Raw genomic sequence first — 20945 nt, 5'->3', positions numbered from 1 at the left:
AGACACCGTCATGGAACTGCACGACGTCTGGTTCGTCCTGATCGCCGTCCTGTGGACCGGCTACTTCTTCCTGGAGGGCTTCGACTTCGGGGTGGGCGTCCTCACCAAGCTGCTCGCCCGGAACCGGCCCGAGAAGCGGGTGCTGATCAACACGATCGGCCCCGTCTGGGACGGCAACGAGGTCTGGCTGCTGTCCGCGGGCGGCGCGACCTTCGCCGCCTTCCCGGAGTGGTACGCCACCTTGTTCTCCGGCTTCTACCTGCCGCTGCTGGCCATCCTGGTCTGCCTGATCGTGCGCGGGGTCGCCTTCGAGTACCGCGCCAAGCGGCCCGAGGAGAACTGGCAGCGCAACTGGGAGACGGCGATCTTCTGGAGTTCGCTGATCCCCGCGTTCCTGTGGGGTGTGGCCTTCGGCAACATCGTGCGAGGCGTCAAGATCGACCGGAACTTCGAGTACGCCGGCAGCCTGGGCGACCTGCTCAACCCGTACGCGCTGCTGGGCGGCCTGGTCACGCTGACCCTGTTCACCTTCCACGGCACGGTGTTCACGGCGCTCAAGACCGTCGGTGAGATCCGGGAACGGGCGCGCCGGCTGGCCCTGCGTCTGGGCCTGGTGACGGCGGTCCTCGCGCTGGCCTTCCTGCTGTGGACCCAGGCCCAGTCGGGCAACGGCCGCAGCCTGGTGGCGCTGGTCGTGGCGGTCGCCGCCCTGGTCGCCGCGCTGGTGGCCAATCAGGCCGGGCGCGAGGGCTGGTCGTTCGCGCTGTCCGGTCTCACCATCGTGGCCGCCGTGGCGATGCTCTTCCTGTCGCTCTTCCCGAACGTCATGCCCTCCACACTCGATGCCGACTGGAGCCTGACGGTCAGCAACGCCTCCTCCAGCCCGTACACGCTGAGGATCATGACCTGGTGCGCGGGGATCGCCACCCCGGTCGTGCTCCTCTACCAGGCGTGGACCTACTGGGTGTTCCGCAAGCGGATCGGCACCCAGCACCTCGCCGAGACCGCACACTGAGTCCACCGGGGGTGTGTTTCACGTGAAACACACCCCCTGGGCCGAAGGGCATGTTTCACGTGAAACCGATCGATCCGCGTCTTCTGCGTCACGCCCGGGCCACCCGGTTCTTCCTGCTGGCCGTCGTCGGCCTCGGGGCGGTCGGTGCCGGCCTGGTCGTCGCCCAGGCCATGCTCGTCGCCGAGGTGGTGGTCGGCGCCTTCCAGCACCGGATGACGGCCGGTGCACTGCGCACACCGCTCCTGCTGCTGGTCGCCGTGGCCTGCGACCGGGCACTGGTGTCCTGGCTCACCGAACTGGCCGCGCACCGGGCGAGCGCGGCGGTCAAGTCCGAGCTGCGCGGCCGGCTGCTGGAGCGCGCGGCGGGACTCGGTCCCGGATGGCTCGGCGGACAGCGGACCGGCTCGCTGGTCGCGCTGGCCACCCGGGGCATCGACGCCCTGGACGACTACTTCTCGCGCTACCTGCCGCAGCTGGGGCTCGCGGTGGTCGTCCCGGTGGCGGTGCTGGCGCGGATCGTCACCGAGGACTGGGTGTCGGCGGCCGTCATCGTCTCCACCCTGCCGCTCATCCCCGTCTTCATGATGCTGATCGGCTGGGCCACGCAGTCCCGCATGGACCGCCAGTGGCGGCTGCTGTCCCGGCTCTCCGGGCACTTCCTGGACGTGGTGGCGGGCCTGCCGACCCTGAAGGTGTTCGGCCGGGCCAAGGCGCAGGCCGAGTCGATCCGGCGCATCACCGACGAGTACCGCCGCGCGACCCTGCGCACGCTGCGGATCGCCTTCGTGTCGTCCTTCGCGCTGGAGCTGCTGTCCACGCTGTCCGTGGCCCTGGTCGCCGTGACCATCGGCATGCGGCTGGTCAGCGGCGGCATGGACCTGTACACCGGCCTGATCGTCCTGGTGCTCGCGCCCGAGGCGTATCTGCCGCTGCGCCAGGTGGGCGCGCAGTACCACGCGGCGGCGGAGGGGCTGGCGGCGGCGGAGGAGATCTTCGCCGTGCTGGAGACTCCGGTGCCGCCGGCCGGTACGGAAGCCGTCCCCACCGGGACCCTCTCCTTCGAGGACGTGAGCGTCCGCTACCCGGGACGGTCCGCCGACGCCGTCACCGAGGTGTCCTTCGCCGTGCGGCCGGGGGAGACGGTGGCCCTGGTCGGACCGAGCGGTGCGGGCAAGTCGACGCTGCTGAGCGTGCTGCTCGGTTTCGTCCGGCCCACCGCCGGCCGGGTCCGCGTCGGCGGCGCCGACCTGGCCGGCGCCGACCTGGCGCAGTGGCACTCCCGCATCGCCTGGGTGCCGCAGCGCCCTCACCTGTACGCCGGGACGATCGCCGAGAACGTACGGCTGGCCCGGCCCGACGCCGACGACGCCGCGCTGCGCGAGGCGCTGGACCGGGCCGGCGCGCTGGAGTTCGTCGACGCCCTGCCGGCCGGGACGCTGACCGTGCTCGGCGAGGACGGAGCCGGGCTGTCCGCCGGGCAGCGCCAGCGCCTCGCGCTCGCCCGGGCCTTCCTCGCCGACCGGCCGGTCCTGCTGCTCGACGAGCCGACGGCGGCCCTGGACGGGGCGACCGAGGCCGAGGTCGTCGAGGCGGTACGGCGGCTGTCCGCCGGACGCACGGTGCTGCTCGTGGCGCACCGGCCCGCCCTGCTGGACCTGGCGGACCGGGTGGTGCGGCTGGACGGCACGGAGCCGGCCCGCGCGGCGGGTGCGGCGGCCGTGCCCGGCGACACCCGGCCGTACGGGACCGGCGCGCCGGTGGTGGCAGCCGTCGCGCCCCCGGTAGGCCCCGGGAGCGCCACCGCGCCGGCCGTACGCGGCACCCTCGCCCGGGTCCGCGCGATGTCCGGTCCCCGGCGCGGCCGCCTCGCCCTCGCCCTGCTGCTGGGCAGCCTCGCCCTGGGCAGCGCCGTGGGGCTGATGGCCACCTCCGGATGGCTCATCTCGCGGGCCTCGCAGCACCCGCCCGTGCTCTATCTGATGGTCGCCGTGACGGCGACCCGCGCCTTCGGCATCGGCCGGGCCGTCTTCCGGTACGGGGAACGGCTGGTGTCGCACGACGCGGTGCTGCGGATGCTGGCCGACACCCGGGTGGCCGTCTACCGGCGGCTGGAGCGGCTGGCGCCCGCCGGGCTGCGCCGGGTGCGCCGGGGCGACCTGCTGTCGCGGCTCGTCGCGGACGTGGACGCGTTGCAGGACTACTGGCTGCGCTGGCTGCTGCCCGCCGGGACGGCGGTGATGGTGTCCGCCGCCTCCGTCGCCTTCACGGCCTGGCTGCTGCCCGAGGCCGGCGCGGTGCTCGCGGCCGGACTGCTGGCGGCCGGCGCGGGGGTCCCGCTGGTCACCGGTGCCGTCGCCCGGCGCGCCGAACACCGGCTGGCCCCCGCGCGCGGTGTCCTCGCCACCCGCGTCGCCGACCTGCTCACCGGCACCGCCGAGCTGACGGTCGCCGGCGCCCTGCCCGCCCGCCTCGGGGCCACCCGGCAGGCCGACGCGGTGCTCACCCGGATCGCCTCACGCGCCGCCACCGCCACCGCGCTCGGCGACGGGCTCACCGCCCTGCTCTCCGGACTGACCGTCGCCGCGTCCGCCCTGGCCGGCGCCCGGGCGGTGCTCGACGGACGGCTGAGCGGAGTGGCCCTGGCCGTGGTCGTGCTCACCCCGCCGGCCGCCTTCGAGGCGGTCCTCGGCATGCCGCTCGCCGCGCAGTACCGCCAGCGGGTGCGGCGCAGCGCGCAGCGCGTCCACGAGGTCCTGGACGCCCCCGTCCCGGTCCGCGAGCCCGGACCGGGACGGGCACGGCCGGTGCCCGCGACCCCGTTCCCGCTCCTTGTCCGGGGACTGACCGCCCGGCACGCGGAGCAGGACCGGGACGCGCTCACCGGTCTCGACCTGACCCTCGACGAGGGGCGCCGGGTCGCCGTGGTCGGCGCGTCCGGCGCCGGAAAGACGACACTCGCGCAGGTCCTGCTGCGCTTCCTCGACCCGGCGGACGGCTCGTACACCCTCGGCGGCACCGACGCCCGCGCCCTGGACGGCGACGCCGTACGACGGTTCGTCGGCCTGTGCGCCCAGGACGCGCACCTGTTCGACAGCTCGGTGCGGGAGAACCTGCTGCTGGCGAAGAGGGACGCGACCGAGCCCGCACTGCGGGACGCGCTCGCCCGGGCCCGGCTGCTGGACTGGGCGGACACCCTGCCCGACGGGCTGGACACCCTGATCGGCGAGCACGGCGCGCGGCTGTCCGGCGGCCAGCGCCAGCGGCTGGCCCTGGCCCGGGCGCTGCTCGCGGACTTCCCCGTCCTGGTCCTCGACGAGCCCGCCGAGCACCTCGATCTGCCGACCGCCGACGCCCTCACCGCCGACCTGCTGGCCGCCACCGAGGGCCGTACGACCCTGCTCATCACGCACCGGCTGGCCGGCCTGGAGGCCGTGGACGAGGTGATCGTGCTGGACGGCGGCCGGGTGGTGCAGCGCGGCCCGTACGCGGAACTGGCCGCGGTGGACGGCCCGCTGCGACGGACGGCCGAACGGGAGGCGGCGTCCCAGGGACTGGTGGGCGCGCGGTAGCGGAGGGGCTGGTGGGAGCAGCGGGAGCGGAGATGCCGATGGACGCGGTGGCGCGGAAGTACCACGCTGGGCCTACACAGCCGGCGCCACCGCCGGAACTACCGCCGCTCCCCCAGGAGCCGTTCGATCACGAGTGCGACCCCGTCCTCGTTGTTGGCCGCGGTCCGTCCGGTCGCCGCGGCGACGGCGGCCGGGTGCGCGTTGCCCATGGCGTAGGACTGGCCGGCCCAGGTGAGCATCTCGACGTCGTTCGGCATGTCACCGAAGGCGACGACCTCCTCGTGCGAGATACCGCGCTCGGCACAGCACAGGGCGAGGGTGCTGGCCTTGGAGACTTCCGGGCCGCTGATCTCCAGCAGGGCGCTCGGGCTGGACCGGGTGATGGTGGCGCGCGGGCCGGCCGCGAGGCGGGCGACGGTGAGGAACGCGTCGGGGTCGAGCGTCGGATGCGAGGCGAGGATCTTCAGGATCGGCTGCGCGGCGGCGGCACCGTCCGGTGCCAGCAGCTCCGCGGCGGGCGCGAGCGTGTCCGGCACCTCCATGTGCAGCCGGGGATAGTCCGGCTCCTGGTGGAAGGCGTACGTCTGCTCGACCGCGTACACCGTGCCGGGCGCCGCCTCGCGCACCAGCCGCACGGTCTCCAGGGCGTTCTCCCGGGCCAGCTCGCGCACCTTCACGAAACGGTGGGCGCCGGGGCCGCCGTGCAGGTCGACCACGGCGGCGCCGTTGCCGCAGATCGCCAGGCCGTGCCCGTGCACATGGTCGCTGACGACCCCCATCCAGCGGGCCGGGCGGCCCGTGACGAAGAAGACCTCGATGCCCGCCTCCTCGGCGGCGGCGAGCGCGGCGACCGTGCGGGGCGAGACCGACTGGTCGTCGTGCAGCAACGTTCCGTCAAGATCGGTGGCGATCAGCCGCGGCGGCACGGAAGGGGCACCCCCCGGAGCCGGCGAGGTCGCGAGCTGGGGGGAGGCCGGGGGCTCGGGCTGTCGGGTCACTGAGGTCACCGGGTCATTGTTCCGCATATGCCCGCACGGGTGTGCGGGACCGCGTACTTCCGGCGGGGTCCGTCCCGGTCACGTCGTCGGCCGGGCGGTGGCTTCCACGGCGAGCCCCCCGTCGGGGGCCGAGTCCCGGGCGGGCCGTACCGCCAGCTCGGCGAGGAGGGCGAACTGCCGGGCATGGCTGCGGCGGGCCAGCTCCCGTATCCGCGTGGCGTGGGCGGTCGTGGCGCACCACAGCCGCTGGGCCACGACGGCGCCGCCCCGGCGCGGCACGACGACCAGATCCGGCCAGAGCGGAGCCGTGGCACGGACCAGGCGGGCGATCTCCGTGTCGAGGACGCCGGTGTCCCGGACGTCCGGCCGGTCGAGCGGGAGGACGAAGTCCGGGGTGTCCAGGAGACGGCGGAACCACGCCCGCAGGTCGGCCTCGCAGGCGGCGCGGAACTCCTCGTCGTGCAGCGGATCGTTCAGCTGGGACACGAACGCCCGCGCCCGGCGCGGATCGTCGAACTCGGCCAGCGGCAGGCGGTGCGGGCGGGCCGTGCGATGGCGCCGGGTGGCCGTGTCGTCCAGCAGGAGCGCCGTTGGCGCGGTGACCGTCGTGAAGCGGGCACCGCTGTCCGCCATCCGCACCCACAGGTCCCAGTCCTCCAGGCCGGGGCCGGCGCGCCAGCCGCCGGCCCGCTCGGCCAGGCCCCGGAGATGGGCCACGCGCGAGGGCTCGAACATGGGGGCCAGCACCTGGAACTCCGGGTGCCAGCACAGGCCCAGCGGCTCGGACACCGCCGTGACCCTGCCGTGCCGGTCGTGCGACTGGTGTCCGGTGGCCACCAGCTCCGCCCCGGTGCCCACGGCGGTCAGGACGGTGAGCAGGTGGTCCGGACGCCACCGGTCGTCGTGGTCCAGGTAGGCCACCACCTCACCCCGGCCCTCCGCCAGGCCGGCGTTGCGCGGCCCGCTGGGGTGACCGTGGCGCTCCGTGCGGATCAGGCGGACCCGGGGGTCCTCGCGCGCCGCCGCGCGGGCCACCGCGTCCGTGTCGTCCGTGCTGCCGTCCGAGACGACCAGCAGCTCCCAGTCGCGGACCGACTGGCAGCGCACCGAGTCCAGGGTCCGCCGCAGGGCGGTGCTCCGGTTGTACGTCGGACAGATCACCGTGACGCGCGGCATGGCGGAGCCTTTCGCTCGGGTGGACGGGCGGCGGGGGACCCGGGCGGCAGGTGCCGGGCCGTGGCTCCGGATCGTATGCGCAGCGGGCCGGTGGAATTCCGTGCCGTTCGTTCCCTCCCCCTCCGTCCAGGTCGGTCCCCGACCCGGGACGGGGGCGATTCCCGCCCCGCGAGGGAGGCGCTTCCCGGGAGAAGTCAGCAGTATTTTCCGTGCCGGGTCCGAGCAGCCCGGCACGGAATGTGAACGAATTCGGGGGACACATGACCGAGTACTCGGTGCTCATGCCGTTCCTGCCGCGCCGGCCGGAACAGCTGCTGCCGTACGCCGCTCTGGTGGAATGGACCGGGGCCCGTCGGCTGTGGCAGGGGCAGGCGATGAACATCGAGCCCTTCCAGGGGTTCGTGTCCGCCGCCGGTGCCGGGTTCCGGATACCGACCGGGCTGGGTGTCACGCTGATGCCGCTGCGCCATCCCTATGAGGCCGCGCACCAGGCGCGTTCGCTGGCGATGGCCACGGGGGAGCCGGTCGTGGCCGGGTTCGGTCCGGGCGGGCGGTCGTTCCAGGCGAGTCTGCTCGGCGCGCCGTACCGCAGCCCGCTGACCGCGGTCCGCGAGTACCTGACCGTGGTGCGGGAGCTGCTCGCCGGGCGGACGGTGGACTTCCAGGGGGAGTACTACTCCTGCCGGGCCGGGATGACCCCGGCCGTGGCACCCCGCGTCGAACTGGGGCTGGGGGTGCTGCGTCCCGCCATGGCACGGCTGGCCGGGGAGATCGCGGACGTGGCCATCACCTGGCTGACACCCGCCTCCTACCTGGAGGGCACGGTGCTGCCCGCGCTGCGGGAGGGCGCGGCGGCCGGGGAGCGCCCGGTGCCGCGGCTCGCGGCGATCGTGCCGGTGGCGCTGGCCCGGCCGGAGCGCGAGGCGCACGAGATGGTGCTCGCCAGCAATTCCCCGCACATGCGGGCACCGCATTACATCGACATGCTGCGCAAAGCGGGAATCGACATCGCCGGAATGGAATTGCCGGATGCGGCCCGGCGCATGGTCGAGGGCGGTGCTTTCGCGCACGGCGATGTCGGGGACATCGTCGCGCGGCTCGACGAATACCGGAAGGCGGGGGTGGACGAAATCATCCTCAATCTCACCGGTGTGTTCAATGCCCATGGAGCGAAGGCCGCCATGGACGATCTCAAGACGATTCTGGCCGCGGTCGCCCGACCCGCGTGATTCGTGACTCGTGACTTCAAGGGGGCGGAGATGACAGAGAACGCGAACGCGGCCCGGCTTTCCCGGGCACGGCGGAGCCTGATGTCCTGGGGAACGGGACGCGGGCCGGGCACGGGCGCGGCGGGCCGGACGGCCACCGCGACCGTCGTCCTGGAGGACGCCGGACACCTCGGCGACCTCCTGGCCTCGGACCTGGTGGACGCGGACTCCGTGGTGTTCGTCCCGGGCCGGTACGACCAGGAGCGCGGCACCGGCCCGCTCGTCATCGGCTACGACGGCTCGCTCGCCGAACCCGGCAGCGACCTCTCCCTGGACGACTCCTTCTTCCTCCAGTCCCAGGACTACGCCACCTCCGCCTACATGTCGGTGATCGGCGCCACCCTGGTCCGGATCTTCGAGGAGGCCGACTTCGAGGCGTTCCTCGCGGACGCCGACCGGGCCCGCGCCGAGGGTGTCTTCCCGTCCTTCGCCACCGACCCCGCCGTTCAGCCGGCCGACGTCGGCGCACTGGGCGCGGGCCCGGACGGCGACGGGCCGGGGACCCGGCTGTACGTCACGGCGGACGGGGCACTGTCCCTCTCCCCGGCCGGACTGCCCCTGGGCGCCCTCGGGGACGGCTTCGCGGACGTGGTGGCCGGCTGGGAACAGGCGAACGCGCGCAGCGCCGCGCCCTGCGCCGTGGCCCTCGGCGGCGCGGTGCCCGAGGACGTACGGGCCCGTGCCCTGGCCGGCCGGCCCTGGGCCGGCCGCTGCCTGGCCGCGCTGGACGCGGTGCGCGAACTGCGCGCCCGCGGTGTCGGGGACGTCCGCGTCTCCGGTTTCGGCGGCCGCCTCCTGCCCGGCCTCGACACCGAGGGCCGCGATCTCGCCGACGCCCGGCTGCCGCTGCTGCTGTGGACCGAGGACGCCGCGTACGTGCACAGCCCCCTGGCCGGCCGCACCTTCCAGGTGAGCCTCGCCGCCGGCCGCCTGGCCGAGGCCCTGCTGGTGCACGGCTCGCCGGCCGAGGCGGCTGCCGCGCCCTCCGTGGCGGAGGGCCCGCTCACCGAGGTGGCCGCGTTCTTCGCCGGTGCCGGTGTGCCGCTGGTGGCGGGCGAACTCGCCGGTGCGGGCAGGTGACCGCCGTGAGGACCGCGGTGCGGGTGCCCGGGCGGGCCGGGGCGCTGCTGGCCGGCCTGGGCGACAGGGCCGTCCTGCACGATGTGTACGACGAGGTCGGCGCGTCCGTGTACCACGATGTGTCCGTACGCGACACGCACGAGGTGCGCGAGCTGGTCGGCCTGGTCCGCGGGACGCCGGGTGACGTGCTGGAGCTGGCGGCCGGTTCGGGGCGCCTGACCCTTCCCCTGCTCGCGCTGGGACGGGAGGTCACCGCGCTGGAGCTGTCGGCCGGGATGCTCGCGCTGCTGGGGGACCGGCTCGCGCAGGCGCCGGCCCGGCTGCGGAACGCGTGCACGCCGGTGCGGGCCGACATGAGCGCCTTCGACCTCGGCCGCCGCTTCGCTGTCGTCGTGCTCGGCACCACCTCGGTCTCCCTGCTCGACGCGGCGGGCCGGGCCGGCCTGTACGCCTGTGTGCGGGACCATCTCGCCCCCGGCGGACGGTTCCTGCTCTCCACCGTCGACGACCTCGCCGACGGCGGCACCGAGGCCGAGGCCGTGATCGACGTCGTCGGCGCCAGCGGGCGCGGCTACCGGATGCACGAGCACTGGCCGCCCGGCGGCCCCACCCGCGTGGTCACCGTCTTCCCGGCCGAACTGCCGGACAGCGGACCCGTGAGCGTGTGCACCACGTCGGTGGGCGTGCTGCCCGCCGACCGGCTGGCCGCCGAACTGGCCGCCGCAGGGCTGCCGGTGACGGCCCGCCACCCGCTGCCCGCCGGCGGCTGGCGCCACCGTGACGTCCTGCTGGAAGCGGAGGCGGCGGCATGAACCACCGTGCGACCGCCCTGTGGCCCTCGCTGCTCGGCCCCGCCGACCACGGCCGCGACGACCTGTGCGCGGTGGCCGCGCACGGCGTCCGGGTCCGTTTCGCCGACGGACGGGAACTGCTGTGCGGCTCCAGCGGACTGTGGAACACCCACCTCGGCTACGGCAATCCGGTCATCGCGGACGCCGCGGCGCAGGCCCTGCGGGACGCCTCCTACCTGAGCGTCTTCCGCTACGAGAACGCCTACGCCCGCCGGGCCGCCGAGGCCCTGCTCGACGTGTGCGGCCGTGACCACTACAGCCGGGTGCTGTTCTCCACCTCGGGCGGTGCCGCCAACGACCTGGTGATGAAGCTGGCACGGCACCACCACGCACTGCGCGGCGAGCAGCGGCGCAAGGTCGTGGTCGGCCTGCGCGGCAGCTACCACGGGCTGACGTTCGGCGGCTTCGCGCTGACCGGCGACGACCTCGGGCAGCAGCTGTACGGCGTCGACCAGCGCCTGGTCCGGCACGTCACGCCCAACGAGCCCGCCGAGCTGGCGGCACTCCTGGCACGGCAGGGCGGGCAGATCGCCGCCGTGGTCGTCGAACCGGTCCTCGGCACCGGCGCCGTACCGCTGACCGCGGCGTACGTCGCCGAACTGCTGCGGCTGCGCGAGGAGCACGGCTTCCTGCTGGTCGCCGACGAGGTCGCCACCGGCTTCGGCCGCACCGGCGACTTCTTCGCCTCCGACCGCTGGCCCGCACCGCCGGACGTGCTGATCGCCTCCAAGGGACTGACCAACGGCACCTCCGCGGCGGCCGTCGCGGTCGTCTCGCGGGCGGTGGCGGCGGTGTTCGACGAGGCCGGGGCGGTGCTGTCGCACGGCGAGACCCAGGCCGGTACGCCGGTGACCTGCGCGGCCATCGTGGCCACGATGGACGAGATGCGCCGCCTGGACGCCGTGGCCCGCGGCCGCCGGCTCGCCGGTCTGCTGGACGGGGAACTCGACCGGCTCGTGGCCGAGCACCACCGGGTGACCGCGACGACGGGGCTCGGCTGCTTCCGCTCGGTGCGCGTGGCCGGCCCGGACGGCGGCCCGCTCCCCCAGGGCGAGGTGCCCGGCCTGGTGTCGGCGATCCGCGACGCCGGCGCCCTCGTCCACCCGGGACTGCACGGCGTCCAGCTCTTCCCGGCCCTCGTCTGCACCGACGGCGAACTGCGCGAACTGATGGGCTGCGTACGGGCCGGACTCGACGCCTTCCTCGGGGCGGGGGTGCGGGCATGACCTCCGGCTGGCACAGCCCGACGCTGATGATGTACGGCTGCGACGGCCTCGCCCCCTGGCTCACCGGGCGGTCCGAGCGCTCCACGACCCTGCTGGTGGACCCCGCCGTCGCGGACGCCGAGATCGTCGCGCGGATACGGAAGCAGCTCGCCCGCGCCGGGCGCGCCGACACCGGCACCGTCGTCGTGACGGGACCCGGCGGGCTGCCCGGCCTCACCGGGCTGGCCGGCCGCCTCGGCGCTCTGGTCGTGGCCGTCGGCGGCGGCTCCCTGCTGGACCGGGCCAAGCTGGCGGTCCTGCTGCGGTCGGACCCGCGCTCCCGGGCCCGGCTGGAGGTGCCGCAGCGCAGCGGACTGATCCTGCTGCCACCCGCGGCGGCGCCCCGGCCGACGCTGGTCGCCGTGCCCACCACCCTGGGCACCGGGTCGGAGACCAGCGCGGTGGCCTGCCTGGACACCCCGCAGGGCAAGCGGCTGGTCATGGGCGGCGTGCTCCGGGCGGAGGCCGCCGTGGTCGACCCGGTCGCGACGGCCTCCCTGCCGGACGGGCTGAGGGCCGAGGGCGTGCTGGAGGTCCTGTTCCGGATCGCCGGACTGTACGTCGGGGACCACCGCGACCTGCCGACCGAGGACGCGCTGGCCGAGGCGCTGGCCCTGCGCACGGTGCGGCTCGGCGACGAACTCGTCCGGGCGCCCGGCGACGCGGTGCGCGCGGAGATCGCCAAGGTGAGCGGACTCAGCCACGCCGGCTGGGTGGTGCTGGGACGGGCGCCGTACGCCGGCAAGGGCTGGTACCTCGCCAACGAGCTCTCGTCGGCCCTGGGGCTGCGCAAGATGACCGCGATCGCCGCCCTGTGGCCGCCGCTGTGGCGGGCCGTCGCGGCCGGCGACACCCGGCTCGGATCGGCGCGGCGGCTGGCCCGGCTGTGGAGCCTGCTGCGCACCGCGGGACCGGCCGGGCTGCCCGCGGACCCGGCGGCGGGCATCGCCGCGCTGATCGACGCCTGGGGAGTGGACCGGCGGATCACCGCCGACGCCACCGCCCCGGACGCCGTCGCCGCCCGCGCCGTACGGGCCTGGGGGGCGGGCCTGCCGATGCTGGACGGACTGTCCGCGGCGGACCTGGCGGACCTGATCCGGCAGGCCGTCCGCACACCGCGGCCGGCCGCCGCCTGAGCGGCACACAGACTTCCGGCGCCTCCGTCCGCGGAGCGCACCGGATGCCACCACGCACGACGACACGGGGAAAGGGGGGAATCGACATGCAGGCCATGGAGACCACCACGCAGGACATCGCGCCCGCGCTGGAGCTGGGCATGCAGGAGCTGGAGGCCATGGAGGCCCCGGGCTTCTGGTCCGTCACCGGCTACATCAGCGGCGCAGGCGTCGGCGGTGCGGTGACGTACAGCGTCGTCGCCACCGTCATCACGTGATCACAAGGAGGTGAAGTCATGCAGGACAACCTGAAGGACCTGTCCGCGCTGGAGCTGGACATGCAGGAGCTGGAGGCCATGGAGGCCCCCGGGTTCTGGTCCAACTTCAAGGACGGGGTGACCGTCTCGGTCGCCGTCAGTGCCGTGTACGGCGGTGTGGCCTCGGCCGTCGCCGTCACCTGATCCGGTCACCGAACCGGAATCAGCAGGACATCATCACCGGTTCCGGGCGGGCAGCTGACCGCCCGGAACCGGGCTTTTCCGGAAGGAACACAATGTCGAACCCCCAGGCATGGTTCAACTCCAACCAGAAGATCGCCTACCTGATTCCGCTTCTGGTGGTCGGTCTCTCCCTCAGCCAGCTCTCCCTGCACGGGACGGCGGCCCTGGTCGGGCAGGGCGTGTGCACGCTCGGCCTGCTGGGCTGCGTCGCCGCGATCACGCGCAACGTCCTCGCGTCGAGGAAGTCATGAGCGGCGCCGCCGTCGCCGCATGCCAGGGGCTGACCAAGACCTACGGCCCGGTCACCGCCGTCGAGGACGTCACCTTCGACGTACGGGCCGGCCGCGTCGTGGGACTGCTGGGACGCAACGGCGCCGGCAAGACGACCACACTGCGCATGCTCCTCGGCCTGGCCGCGCCGACCGCCGGCAGCGCCACCGTCTTCGGCCGGCCCTACGCCGAACTGCCCGAAGCCGCCCACCGGATCGGCGTCAGCATGGACGGCATCGGAGCGCTGCCCGGCGTCACCGGACGCCGGGACCTGAAGATCTGGGCCGGCATGCTCGGGCTGCCCGCCCGCCGGGTCGACGAGGTCCTGGAACGGGTCGGCCTCGGCGACCGGGCCGACCGGAAGATCAAGGGGTACTCGACCGGCATGAAGCAGCGGCACGCCCTGGCGTCCGCGCTGCTCGCCGACCCCGAACTGCTGGTGCTGGACGAGCCCGCCAACGGCCTCGACCCGGACGGCATCCGCTGGCTGCGCGTCTTTCTCAGGTCGCTCGCCGACGAGGGCCGCACGGTACTGATCTCCAGCCACCTCCTCGCGGAGGTCGAGCAGACCGTCGACGACGTCGTCATCATCCAGAAGTCCCTGCGCTACAGCGGCCCCCTCGCCGACCTCACCCGCGGCGGTGAGGTCCGGCTGGAGGACCGCTTCTTCGAGCTGGCCGGGGCCGACGGCGGGGAGGCCGTCCATGCGTGATCTGCTGGCCGCCGAGTGGGCGAAGACCTGGACCGGCCGCGCCTGGTGGTCCCTGGCCCTGATCGGCGTGGCCCTCGGCGTCCTGGCGAGCAGCGGCTTCGCCGCCACCGCCGACGAGGACATCGCCAAGGGCACCACCGACGCGTCGGCCGTCACCGACCAGCTGGTGCGCTCCTGGTTCATGCTGCTGCTGTTCTCCGCCCTGCTGGGCGCGGTGTGCGTCACCCGCGAGTACCAGTCCGGGGCGATCGGCCGCTCGGTGCTGCTCGGCGGCGGGCGATCCCGGCTGCTGACGGCGAAGCTGGCCGCCGGCACGGCGGCGGGTGTGCTCTTCGGCCTGCTCGCGGTGGCCTGCGCCGCCGTGTCCCCCTGGGTGTTCCTCGCCGGGACGGAGCATCACCCGGTGTGGACGCGGGAGACGACCCTGACCCTGGCCGGGGTGTTCGTGGTCACCGTGCTCGGCGCGCCCTGGGGCGTGCTGCTGGGCTGGGCGATCCGCAACCAGGCCGCCGCCGTGTCCACCCTGCTCGGGCTGACGCTGTTCGTGGACGAGGCGCTGCTGCGCGTGCTGCCGGCCGTCGGCAGGTTCACCCTGACCATCGCCATGAGCTCGGTCTACCGCGACGGCAAGCCCGAACTGCTCTCCGAGCCGTGGGCGTTCGTCGTCATCGCGGCCTGGCTGGCCGCCGCGTACGCCGTCGCCCGCAAGGTGTTCCTCTCCCGGGACGTGCTGTGAGATCCCTGCTGAAGGAGCGTGCGGCCCCGGCGCCCACGCGCCCGGAACTGCTCGAACGGCCCCGCCTCGCCCCGGACGTACGGCTGCACGAGCCGATCACCGAGGGCGCGCCCTGGGTGGTGCAGCGCGGCGCGCAGCAGTACATCCGGGTCGGCGGCGACATGGTGCGGCTGCTGCGCGTCCTGGACGGCGCGCACGACCACGCCGGACTGGCCGAGACCCTCGGACCGCCGTGGACGGCCGGGCACGTCGGCGTGGCGGTGGCGAGCCTGCGGCAGAAGAAACTGCTGGACGACGGCATCCCGCGCCGGCACAGCGGCACCTGGTTCAAGTTCGTGCCGCCGCTGACCTTCCAGTTCACCGTGCTCAGGCCGGAGCGGCTGCTGCGCCGGCTGGCCGGGCCGATCGGCCTGCTCGCCGGCCGTTCCGGCGCCGTCCTCGGGCTGCTGCTCGCCGTGGGCGGACTGGTGGCCCTCGCGGTGCAGGCACCCGCGGCGCACCGGGCGCTGGGCGAGCCGCTGCCGCTCACGGTGCTGCTCGCTCTGGCCTGCGCCTCGGTGGTGGCCACCGCCCTGCACGAGATGGGCCACGGCGCCGTCCTGACCTACCACGGAGGGCGGCCCAGCCGGATGGGCGTGATGCTCTTCTACCTCACGCCCGCCTTCTTCTGCGACGTCTCCGACGGCTGGCGGCTGCCGCACCGCAGGCAGCGGGTGCAGGTCGCCCTGGCCGGCATCGTCACCCAGACCGTGATCGCCGGCTCGGCGGCGCTCGCCGCGGCCGTGGTGCCCTCGCCCGGGGTGCGGGACGCGGCCCTGGTGTTCGCGGCGTCGACGTACGTCACATCACTGCTCAACGCGCTGCCGTTCGTCAAGCTCGACGGCTACATCGCGCTGATGACCCACCTGGACGTGCCGCATCTGCGGGACCGGACGATGACGGACGCCCGCCGCTTCCTGGCCCGGCTGCTCTTCGGCGGCGGCGCCTACCGGCGCGAACTCCCGCGGCTGCGCTGGTCGGTGCCGTTCGGACTGGCCTGCATGGCCTTCCCGCTGTACCTCGTCGCGCTGGCCTGCGCGCTCTGGCTCGACCTGCTGCAGGGCACCGGTCTCGTCGGCGCCGCCCTGGTCGTGGCCGGAGCCGGCTGGCTCGCGTACCGGGCGTGGGCCGGCGGGCGCGCCCTGGTGCGGGAGGCGACCGCGGCGGGTGCCCGCCGGGGACGGCTGATCGCCGTGTGGCTGCTGCTGGCGGGCGCGGCGGCCGCGGCCGCCACGCTGGTCACCGTGCCGTACCAGGTCACCGGCGGCTATGTGCGCGAGCACGGCCGGACCACGCTGGTGCTGTCCGACGCCGCGGACCGGCAGGCGCTGCGCGCGGGCGCCGAGGTGGCCCTCGTGCGGCGCGGCATGGTCACACGGGAGCGGATCGGCACCGCGCGGGTGGACGACGCCCACGCGGTGCGCGGTACGGCGCCGCTGTCGGCGTTCGTCCCGGTGCGGGTGGGTGACGGCGTCCCGGTACCGGCCTACCGCGTCCCGGTGACCGTGCGCGGCGCGCTGCCCGACGGCACCGGCACGGCCCATGTGGCCGCAGGCACCCGCCCGCTGGGCGAGTGGCTCTACCTCACCTACCTCGCTCCGGCCTGGCGCTGACCCGGAAGAGCCCGGAAGCGCCCAGAAGAGGACCACCCATGGACATCATGCGACACCTCGGCTACTGCCCCGCGGGCACGCCGTACTTCGACCTGCCCGCCACCGCGGCCGCGCACGAGGACGACTTCCCGGCCACGAGCCAGGACCTGCCGGAGGGCTGGACGCGCGCCCCGGGCGCCGAGTGGGTCGTGATGACCCCGCCGAACGCCGGCCTGCCCCGGCAGGGCTGGAAGATCCACGTCTCGGCGACCCTCGGCAACGCCGGCCACATCCTCGACGTGGTGCACCGGTACTGCGTCGCCGAGGGCGTGATGTTCAAGTACCTGCGCGGACCCGGGGTGCTCAAGCGCCGCAACAGCAAGTACGGCGACCGCAGCGCCAGCGGCAAGTTCGTCACCGTGTATCCCGTGGACGACGGCCATCTCGCGCGGGTCCTCGACGAGCTGGGCGGCCTGCTGGAGGGCCAGGAGGGCCCGTACATCCTCAGCGACCTGCGCTGGCGCGGCGGACCGCTGTACGTGCGCTACGGCGGGTTCGTGCTGCAGGCGGTCCGCGCCGAGAACGGCGAGCTGGTCTACTGCATCGAGGACCCCCAGGGCGAGCTGGTGCCCGACCGCCGCGGCCCCGGTTTCCGCCCGCCCGAGTGGGTCACGCTGCCCGACTGCCTCGCCGAGGCGGTCGCCGCGCGCGACTCCGGCACGCTGGGCGACTTCCCCTACCGGGTCACCTCCGCCCTGCACTTCTCCAACGGCGGCGGCGTCTACCGCGGCGTCGACACCCGCACCGGCGCCGACGTCCTGCTGCGCGAGGCCCGCCCGCACGCCGGGCTGGACGCCGACGGACGGGACGCGGTCGCCCGGCACCGGCAGGAGCACTGGGCGCTGGACCGGCTCCAGGGCCTGCCCTGCGTCCCCGAACTGCTGGACTACCGCAAGGGGCACGAGCACTACTTCCTGGTCCGCGCCTACGTCGAGGGCCGGGCCCTGTCCAAGGAACTCCTGGACCGCAACCCGCTGCTGCGGGGCCGCGACTCCGCCGCCGAACCCGAGGTGTTCGCCGCCTACACCGACTGGGCGCTGCGGGTCCTGGCCAGGATCGAGGAGGGCGTGCGCGGCCTGCACGACCGCGGGGTGGTCTTCGGCGACCTGCACCCGGGCAACATCCTCATCGGCCCCGGCGACGACGGCGCCGAGGTCACCTTCATCGACTTCGAGACCGCCAGCGACGCGGCCGACGAGGCGGTCCAGCACATGGGCGCGGTCGGCTTCATGGCACCGGCCGGGTACATGGGCCGCGCCGTGGACCGGTACGCGCTGGGGTGCCTGCGACTGGCGCTGTTCGCCCCGCTCGCGGCAGCGGTGCCGTGGACACCGGGCAGGGCGCAGGAACTGCTCGACATGATCGCCGGGCACTTCCCGGTGCCGGCCGGCTTCGCCGGGCGGGTGCGGGCCGACCTCGGCCTGGACGACCCGGGCCGGCCGGTGTGGACCGCGCCCCGGGCGGGCGACTGGCCCGCGCTGCGGGCGGAGCTGGTCCAGGGCGTCCTCGCCGGTGCCTCCCCCGAACGCACGGACCGCCTCTTCCCGGGCGACGCGGAGCAGTTCTTCACCCCCCTGGGCGGCGCCGGGTTCGCCTACGGGGCGGCCGGCGTGCTGTGGGCGCTGGACCGGGCGGGCGCCACCGCGGGCGCCGGCCACCTCGACTGGCTGGCCGAGCGGGCGCGCACCGCCCGGGACCCGGCGCCCGGCTTCTTCCGGGGCCTGGCGGGCATCGCCTACGCCCTGGACGGCCTGGGCCGCCCGGCGGACGCGAGCGACCTGCTGGACCGGATCACCGACGCCGACCTGGACCGGCTCGACGACAGCCTGTACGACGGTCTGGCGGGCGTGGGCCTGACCCGGCTGCACCTGGCCCGCGGCGACGCCGGACGGCTGCCCGGCGTCCTCGACATCGCCGCCCGCCTCACCGACCGCCCGGCCGACCGGGAACGGCCCCCGCTGGGCCTGGTACGCGGCCCGTCCGGAGCGGCGCTGTTCCTGCTGCGGCTGTACGAGCGGACCGGGCAGCCGGAACTGCTCGACGGCGCCGAGCAACGCCTGCGCGCGGATCTCCGCCGGCTCGGCTGGGACGGAACGGGCTTCCCACCGGATTCGGCCGGCCGGCTGCCGCTGGTCGCGAGCGGCTCCGGCGGCACCGGACTCGTCCTGCACGACCTGCTGCGGCACCGCCCCGACCCCGGCCTGACCCGCGCCCGGGACGCGATCCGCGACGCCACGTCCCTGCCCTTCTGCTCCCAGGCCGGACTGTTCCACGGCCGGGCCGGGGTGCTCCAGGTCCATCTGCGCCTCACGGACGGCCGTCCCGACGCGGCCGTGCTCCGCGCCCACCTGGACGGCCTCGCCCTGCACGCGGTGCACGACCGGGGGCGCCTCGCCTTCCTCGGCCAGCAGTGCCTGCGGATCTCGGCCGACCTGGCCACGGGCACGGCCGGTGTCCTGCTGGCCCTGCACGCCGCCCTCACCGGGCGGCGCGGCATGCTGCCGTTCTTCTGACCACCCGTGCCCCACCCCGACAGGAACCGCCCGTGATCGACTTCCTGGCCACCCTCGACCCCGCCGCCGGCCTGGCGACGGACGCGTCCCTGCTGCCGCCGGCCCCGCCGCACGACCTGCTGTGGCGCGTCCTCGTACGGCTCTCGTGCGGGCGCGACGACGGCACCGGCAAACTGCTCAGCCCCCGGGTGGTGGGCGCCTACGGCCACTCCCGGCAGGACGCGCTGGTACGCGGGGTGGGCGAGGCGGTCGAGCGGTACGCGCTGTTCCCCCAGGGCACCGAACCGCCCGGAACGGTCCGCGGACGCGCGTCCGAACTGACCGGCCGCCGACTGGACTTCGCGCGGCACGCGCTGGGCGATCCGCGCGCCGCGGACACGGTGCTGACCTGGTACCCGGCCCGGCGGCTGCGCGACGGTGCCACCGTCCTGGTACCGGCGCCGCTGGTGGACCACCCGGCGGCCGACGCGCACGGACTGTTCGATCCGGGCCCCTCGGGCGCCGCGTCGGGGCACGGATACGACCGGGCGCTGCGCTCGGCCCTGCTGGAGACGGTGGAGCGGGACGCCTTCGTCGTGGCGTGGGAACGCCAGTTGCGGCTGCGCCCCCTGGACACGGCCGAGGCCCGTGGCGACGGCCGGCTGCGGCGGCTGTGGGACACGGCGTGCCGGGCGGGGCTCGTACCGCTGCTGGCGGACCTGCCGACCGCGGTCACCGGTGTGGCCTGCACGGTCGGTGTCGTCCTCGACGCGGAGGGCAGCCTGGCGACCGTCGGCTGCAATGCCGTGGACGACGTCCGCTGGAGCATGCTCGGCGCCCTCCAGGAGGCGCTGCAGGTGCGGTCGGCGATCGTCAACGGGCGTCAGGAGCAGGGCTACGGTGCCGCGCCCGCCGCCGTCCTGGACGACGACGACCGGCTGCGGCACGTGGCCTCCGCGGAGAACTTCGCCCGGGTCGGCGCCTGGACCGAGGGCTTCGCCGCGCCCCGCCCGCCGCGCCCCACGCATCCGGTGAGCACCGACGGCATCGTGCGGGACCTGATCGCCCAAGGCGGCGACCCGCTGGCCGTCGATCTCACGCACCGGCTGCCGGCCGGGCTGCGGGAGATGGGCTGGGCGGCGGTCAAGGTCGTCCCGGCCGGACTCCAGCCGCTGCGCATGAACGAGACGCTGGGCTTCACCCGCCACCCGCGACGCCTGGCCACCGCCGAGGCCCGTACCGGTCTCGTGGCCGCGCGGCCCGGGACCGCAGGCCGGCCCCCCACCGCACCGCATCCGCTGCCGTAACGTCTCACGGGCCGCGAGGCCGTACGCCCCCGGCTCGTCGGCCGCGGTGTTTCGGCCGTCCGGAGCCGGAGAGCAGAACCCACACGACCACCACCGAATCGGGGACCCCCACATGAACACCACCGTCGGCGAGCAGATCCTGCTGCTGTCCCTGGACGACACCACGGGCCAGGCACGGCAGCAGCCGCAGGCCGAGTACGTGACCGCCGCGGCCGCCCTGCTGGAGCTGGAACGGGCCGGCCGTATCCGCGCGGAGGGCGACCGGCTGACCGTGGTCGACGCCACCCCCCTCGACGACCCCGCGCTCGACCCGGTCCTCGCCCGGCTCGCGGCCGGGGACACCGGCGGGACGCGGGACGGGCAGCGCGACGAGATCCAGAAGTGGATCTTCGCGCTGCGCCGGGAGGCGTTCACCGCCGCGCGTCAGGCACTCCTCGACAAGGGCGTCCTGCGCGAGGAACAGCGGCGCGTGCTCGGCCTGTTCCGCACCAGCCGGTACCCGGAGGCCGACGGCAGCGTCGAGGCGGAACTGCGCCGCGTGCTGGCCGAGGTGCTCGTCGAGGGCCGGGAACCGGACGCGCGCACCGCCGGACTCGTCGTGCTCCTGCACCACGGCGGACTGCGCCGGCCGGCCTTCCCGGAGGCCGACCCGGCCGCCGTCGAGCGCCGCATGGCCGAGATCGCCGAGGGGAACGCGGCCACGCCCACGGTGCGCCGGCTGACCGATTCGGTACTGGTCGCACTGGCGTCGTTCACCACCGGGACCGCGGTGGGCCTGGCGCTGCACAACCCTTCCTAGCAGGGCAAACCCCGCTTCTCAGAGGGAAATTTGAGGTTGGGGCACAGCGCGTCGTTCCGGACACCCGGGGCGGAAACCGGCTAACTGAGCGTGTTAGGTTC

General features: G+C 74.8%; 18 protein-coding genes. 16 read left to right on the top strand and 2 right to left on the bottom strand.

The genetic code is table 11. The annotated features are described in order from the left end of the window. The first annotated feature begins 10 nt into the window (after positions 1-10). Together cydB and cydD are read left to right on the top strand one after the other, a co-directional pair. Positions 11-1015 carry a cytochrome d ubiquinol oxidase subunit II gene (gene cydB / locus ABZ858_RS31370; protein WP_361386218.1) on the top strand — a complete coding sequence of 335 codons (1005 nt, stop codon included), beginning with the start codon at positions 11-13 and terminating at the stop codon, positions 1013-1015. Between the two features lie 50 nt (positions 1016-1065). After that, positions 1066-4584, top strand: coding sequence for a thiol reductant ABC exporter subunit CydD (cydD, locus tag ABZ858_RS31365; RefSeq protein ID WP_361386215.1), 3519 nt, complete (start codon positions 1066-1068; stop codon positions 4582-4584). Positions 4585-4682: 98 nt separating this feature from the next. Here cydD and ABZ858_RS31360 read toward each other — a convergent pair whose 3' ends face one another. Both ABZ858_RS31360 and ABZ858_RS31355 read right to left on the bottom strand, forming a co-directional pair. Beyond that, positions 4683-5609: a Cof-type HAD-IIB family hydrolase gene (locus tag ABZ858_RS31360; RefSeq protein WP_361386208.1), complete on the bottom strand. Its 927-nt coding sequence runs from the start codon at positions 5607-5609 to the stop codon at positions 4683-4685. A gap of 51 nt (positions 5610-5660) precedes the next feature. Continuing rightward, entirely contained in the window at positions 5661-6758 is a 1098-nt protein-coding gene (locus ABZ858_RS31355) for a glycosyltransferase family A protein (protein WP_361386205.1), read from the bottom strand. Positions 6759-7018: 260 nt separating this feature from the next. On the opposite strand from ABZ858_RS31355, the gene ABZ858_RS31350 reads away from it, so the two are divergent. The 14 genes from ABZ858_RS31350 to ABZ858_RS31285 all read left to right on the top strand — a co-directional run bounded on the left by ABZ858_RS31350 (position 7019) and on the right by ABZ858_RS31285 (position 20844). Further along, positions 7019-7987, top strand: a complete 969-nt coding sequence (locus ABZ858_RS31350) for an LLM class flavin-dependent oxidoreductase (RefSeq protein WP_361386202.1) — start codon at positions 7019-7021, stop codon at positions 7985-7987. Between the two features lie 30 nt (positions 7988-8017). Next, positions 8018-9106 carry a daptide biosynthesis RiPP recognition protein gene (mpaB, locus tag ABZ858_RS31345; RefSeq protein WP_361386199.1) on the top strand — a complete coding sequence of 363 codons (1089 nt, stop codon included), beginning with the start codon at positions 8018-8020 and terminating at the stop codon, positions 9104-9106. A 5-nt stretch (positions 9107-9111) separates the two neighbouring features. Beyond that, positions 9112-9918, top strand: coding sequence for a daptide-type RiPP biosynthesis methyltransferase (gene mpaM / locus ABZ858_RS31340; protein WP_361386196.1), 807 nt, complete (start codon positions 9112-9114; stop codon positions 9916-9918). Further along, positions 9915-11183, top strand: a complete 1269-nt coding sequence (gene mpaD, locus ABZ858_RS31335) for a daptide-type RiPP biosynthesis aminotransferase (RefSeq protein WP_361386193.1) — start codon at positions 9915-9917, stop codon at positions 11181-11183. Before mpaM ends, mpaD begins: the two co-directional genes overlap by 4 nt. Next, positions 11180-12358 (top strand): daptide-type RiPP biosynthesis dehydogenase, encoded by a 1179-nt coding sequence (gene mpaC / locus ABZ858_RS31330; RefSeq protein WP_361386190.1) that lies wholly within the window; start codon positions 11180-11182, stop codon positions 12356-12358. Before mpaD ends, mpaC begins: the two co-directional genes overlap by 4 nt. 86 nt (positions 12359-12444) lie before the next feature. Continuing rightward, positions 12445-12615 carry a daptide-type RiPP gene (locus ABZ858_RS31325; protein WP_361386186.1) on the top strand — a complete coding sequence of 57 codons (171 nt, stop codon included), beginning with the start codon at positions 12445-12447 and terminating at the stop codon, positions 12613-12615. A gap of 18 nt (positions 12616-12633) precedes the next feature. Beyond that, positions 12634-12798 carry a daptide-type RiPP gene (locus ABZ858_RS31320; RefSeq protein WP_361386183.1) on the top strand — a complete coding sequence of 55 codons (165 nt, stop codon included), beginning with the start codon at positions 12634-12636 and terminating at the stop codon, positions 12796-12798. A 92-nt stretch (positions 12799-12890) separates the two neighbouring features. Further along, the gene (locus ABZ858_RS31315; RefSeq protein WP_361386180.1) at positions 12891-13088 is read left to right on the top strand and encodes a hypothetical protein; all 198 of its coding nucleotides are present in this window, start codon (positions 12891-12893) and stop codon (positions 13086-13088) included. Continuing rightward, a complete protein-coding gene (locus ABZ858_RS31310; RefSeq protein ID WP_361386177.1) occupies positions 13085-13819 on the top strand; it encodes an ATP-binding cassette domain-containing protein in 735 nt (244 codons plus the stop codon). Before ABZ858_RS31315 ends, ABZ858_RS31310 begins: the two co-directional genes overlap by 4 nt. Further along, entirely contained in the window at positions 13812-14555 is a 744-nt protein-coding gene (locus ABZ858_RS31305) for an ABC transporter permease (protein WP_361386174.1), read from the top strand. The genes ABZ858_RS31310 and ABZ858_RS31305 overlap by 8 nt, the downstream gene beginning before the upstream one ends. Then, entirely contained in the window at positions 14552-16207 is a 1656-nt protein-coding gene (gene mpaP / locus ABZ858_RS31300) for a daptide biosynthesis intramembrane metalloprotease (RefSeq protein WP_361386171.1), read from the top strand. Before ABZ858_RS31305 ends, mpaP begins: the two co-directional genes overlap by 4 nt. A gap of 38 nt (positions 16208-16245) precedes the next feature. After that, positions 16246-18759 (top strand): class III lanthionine synthetase LanKC, encoded by a 2514-nt coding sequence (gene lanKC / locus ABZ858_RS31295; protein WP_361386168.1) that lies wholly within the window; start codon positions 16246-16248, stop codon positions 18757-18759. Between the two features lie 32 nt (positions 18760-18791). After that, positions 18792-20045, top strand: a complete 1254-nt coding sequence (locus ABZ858_RS31290) for a YcaO-like family protein (protein ID WP_361386165.1) — start codon at positions 18792-18794, stop codon at positions 20043-20045. A gap of 112 nt (positions 20046-20157) precedes the next feature. Further along, positions 20158-20844: a GPP34 family phosphoprotein gene (locus ABZ858_RS31285; protein WP_361386162.1), complete on the top strand. Its 687-nt coding sequence runs from the start codon at positions 20158-20160 to the stop codon at positions 20842-20844. Positions 20845-20945: the final 101 nt, after the last annotated feature.

Source organism: Streptomyces sp. NPDC047017 (assembly GCF_040644175.1).
Taxonomy (GTDB): Bacteria; Actinomycetota; Actinomycetes; order Streptomycetales; family Streptomycetaceae; genus Streptomyces.
This window is presented reverse-complemented; position numbering and strand designations above follow the sequence as displayed.

Bases quoted from the DNA above. Each gene is read 5' to 3' on its own strand.
- lanKC (WP_361386168.1), top strand. From the start codon at position 16,246: ATGGACATCATGCGACACCTCGGCTACTGCCCCGCGGGCACGCCGTAC.
- ABZ858_RS31360 (WP_361386208.1), bottom strand. From the start codon at position 5,609: ATGCGGAACAATGACCCGGTGACCTCAGTGACCCGACAGCCCGAGCCC.
- ABZ858_RS31325 (WP_361386186.1), top strand. From the start codon at position 12,445: ATGCAGGCCATGGAGACCACCACGCAGGACATCGCGCCCGCGCTGGAG.
- ABZ858_RS31285 (WP_361386162.1), top strand. From the start codon at position 20,158: ATGAACACCACCGTCGGCGAGCAGATCCTGCTGCTGTCCCTGGACGAC.
- ABZ858_RS31310 (WP_361386177.1), top strand. From the start codon at position 13,085: ATGAGCGGCGCCGCCGTCGCCGCATGCCAGGGGCTGACCAAGACCTAC.
- cydB (WP_361386218.1), top strand. From the start codon at position 11: ATGGAACTGCACGACGTCTGGTTCGTCCTGATCGCCGTCCTGTGGACC.
- ABZ858_RS31315 (WP_361386180.1), top strand. From the start codon at position 12,891: ATGTCGAACCCCCAGGCATGGTTCAACTCCAACCAGAAGATCGCCTAC.
- ABZ858_RS31320 (WP_361386183.1), top strand. From the start codon at position 12,634: ATGCAGGACAACCTGAAGGACCTGTCCGCGCTGGAGCTGGACATGCAG.
- ABZ858_RS31355 (WP_361386205.1), bottom strand. From the start codon at position 6,758: ATGCCGCGCGTCACGGTGATCTGTCCGACGTACAACCGGAGCACCGCC.
- mpaB (WP_361386199.1), top strand. From the start codon at position 8,018: ATGACAGAGAACGCGAACGCGGCCCGGCTTTCCCGGGCACGGCGGAGC.
- ABZ858_RS31305 (WP_361386174.1), top strand. From the start codon at position 13,812: ATGCGTGATCTGCTGGCCGCCGAGTGGGCGAAGACCTGGACCGGCCGC.
- mpaD (WP_361386193.1), top strand. From the start codon at position 9,915: ATGAACCACCGTGCGACCGCCCTGTGGCCCTCGCTGCTCGGCCCCGCC.
- cydD (WP_361386215.1), top strand. From the start codon at position 1,066: ATGTTTCACGTGAAACCGATCGATCCGCGTCTTCTGCGTCACGCCCGG.
- ABZ858_RS31350 (WP_361386202.1), top strand. From the start codon at position 7,019: ATGACCGAGTACTCGGTGCTCATGCCGTTCCTGCCGCGCCGGCCGGAA.
- mpaC (WP_361386190.1), top strand. From the start codon at position 11,180: ATGACCTCCGGCTGGCACAGCCCGACGCTGATGATGTACGGCTGCGAC.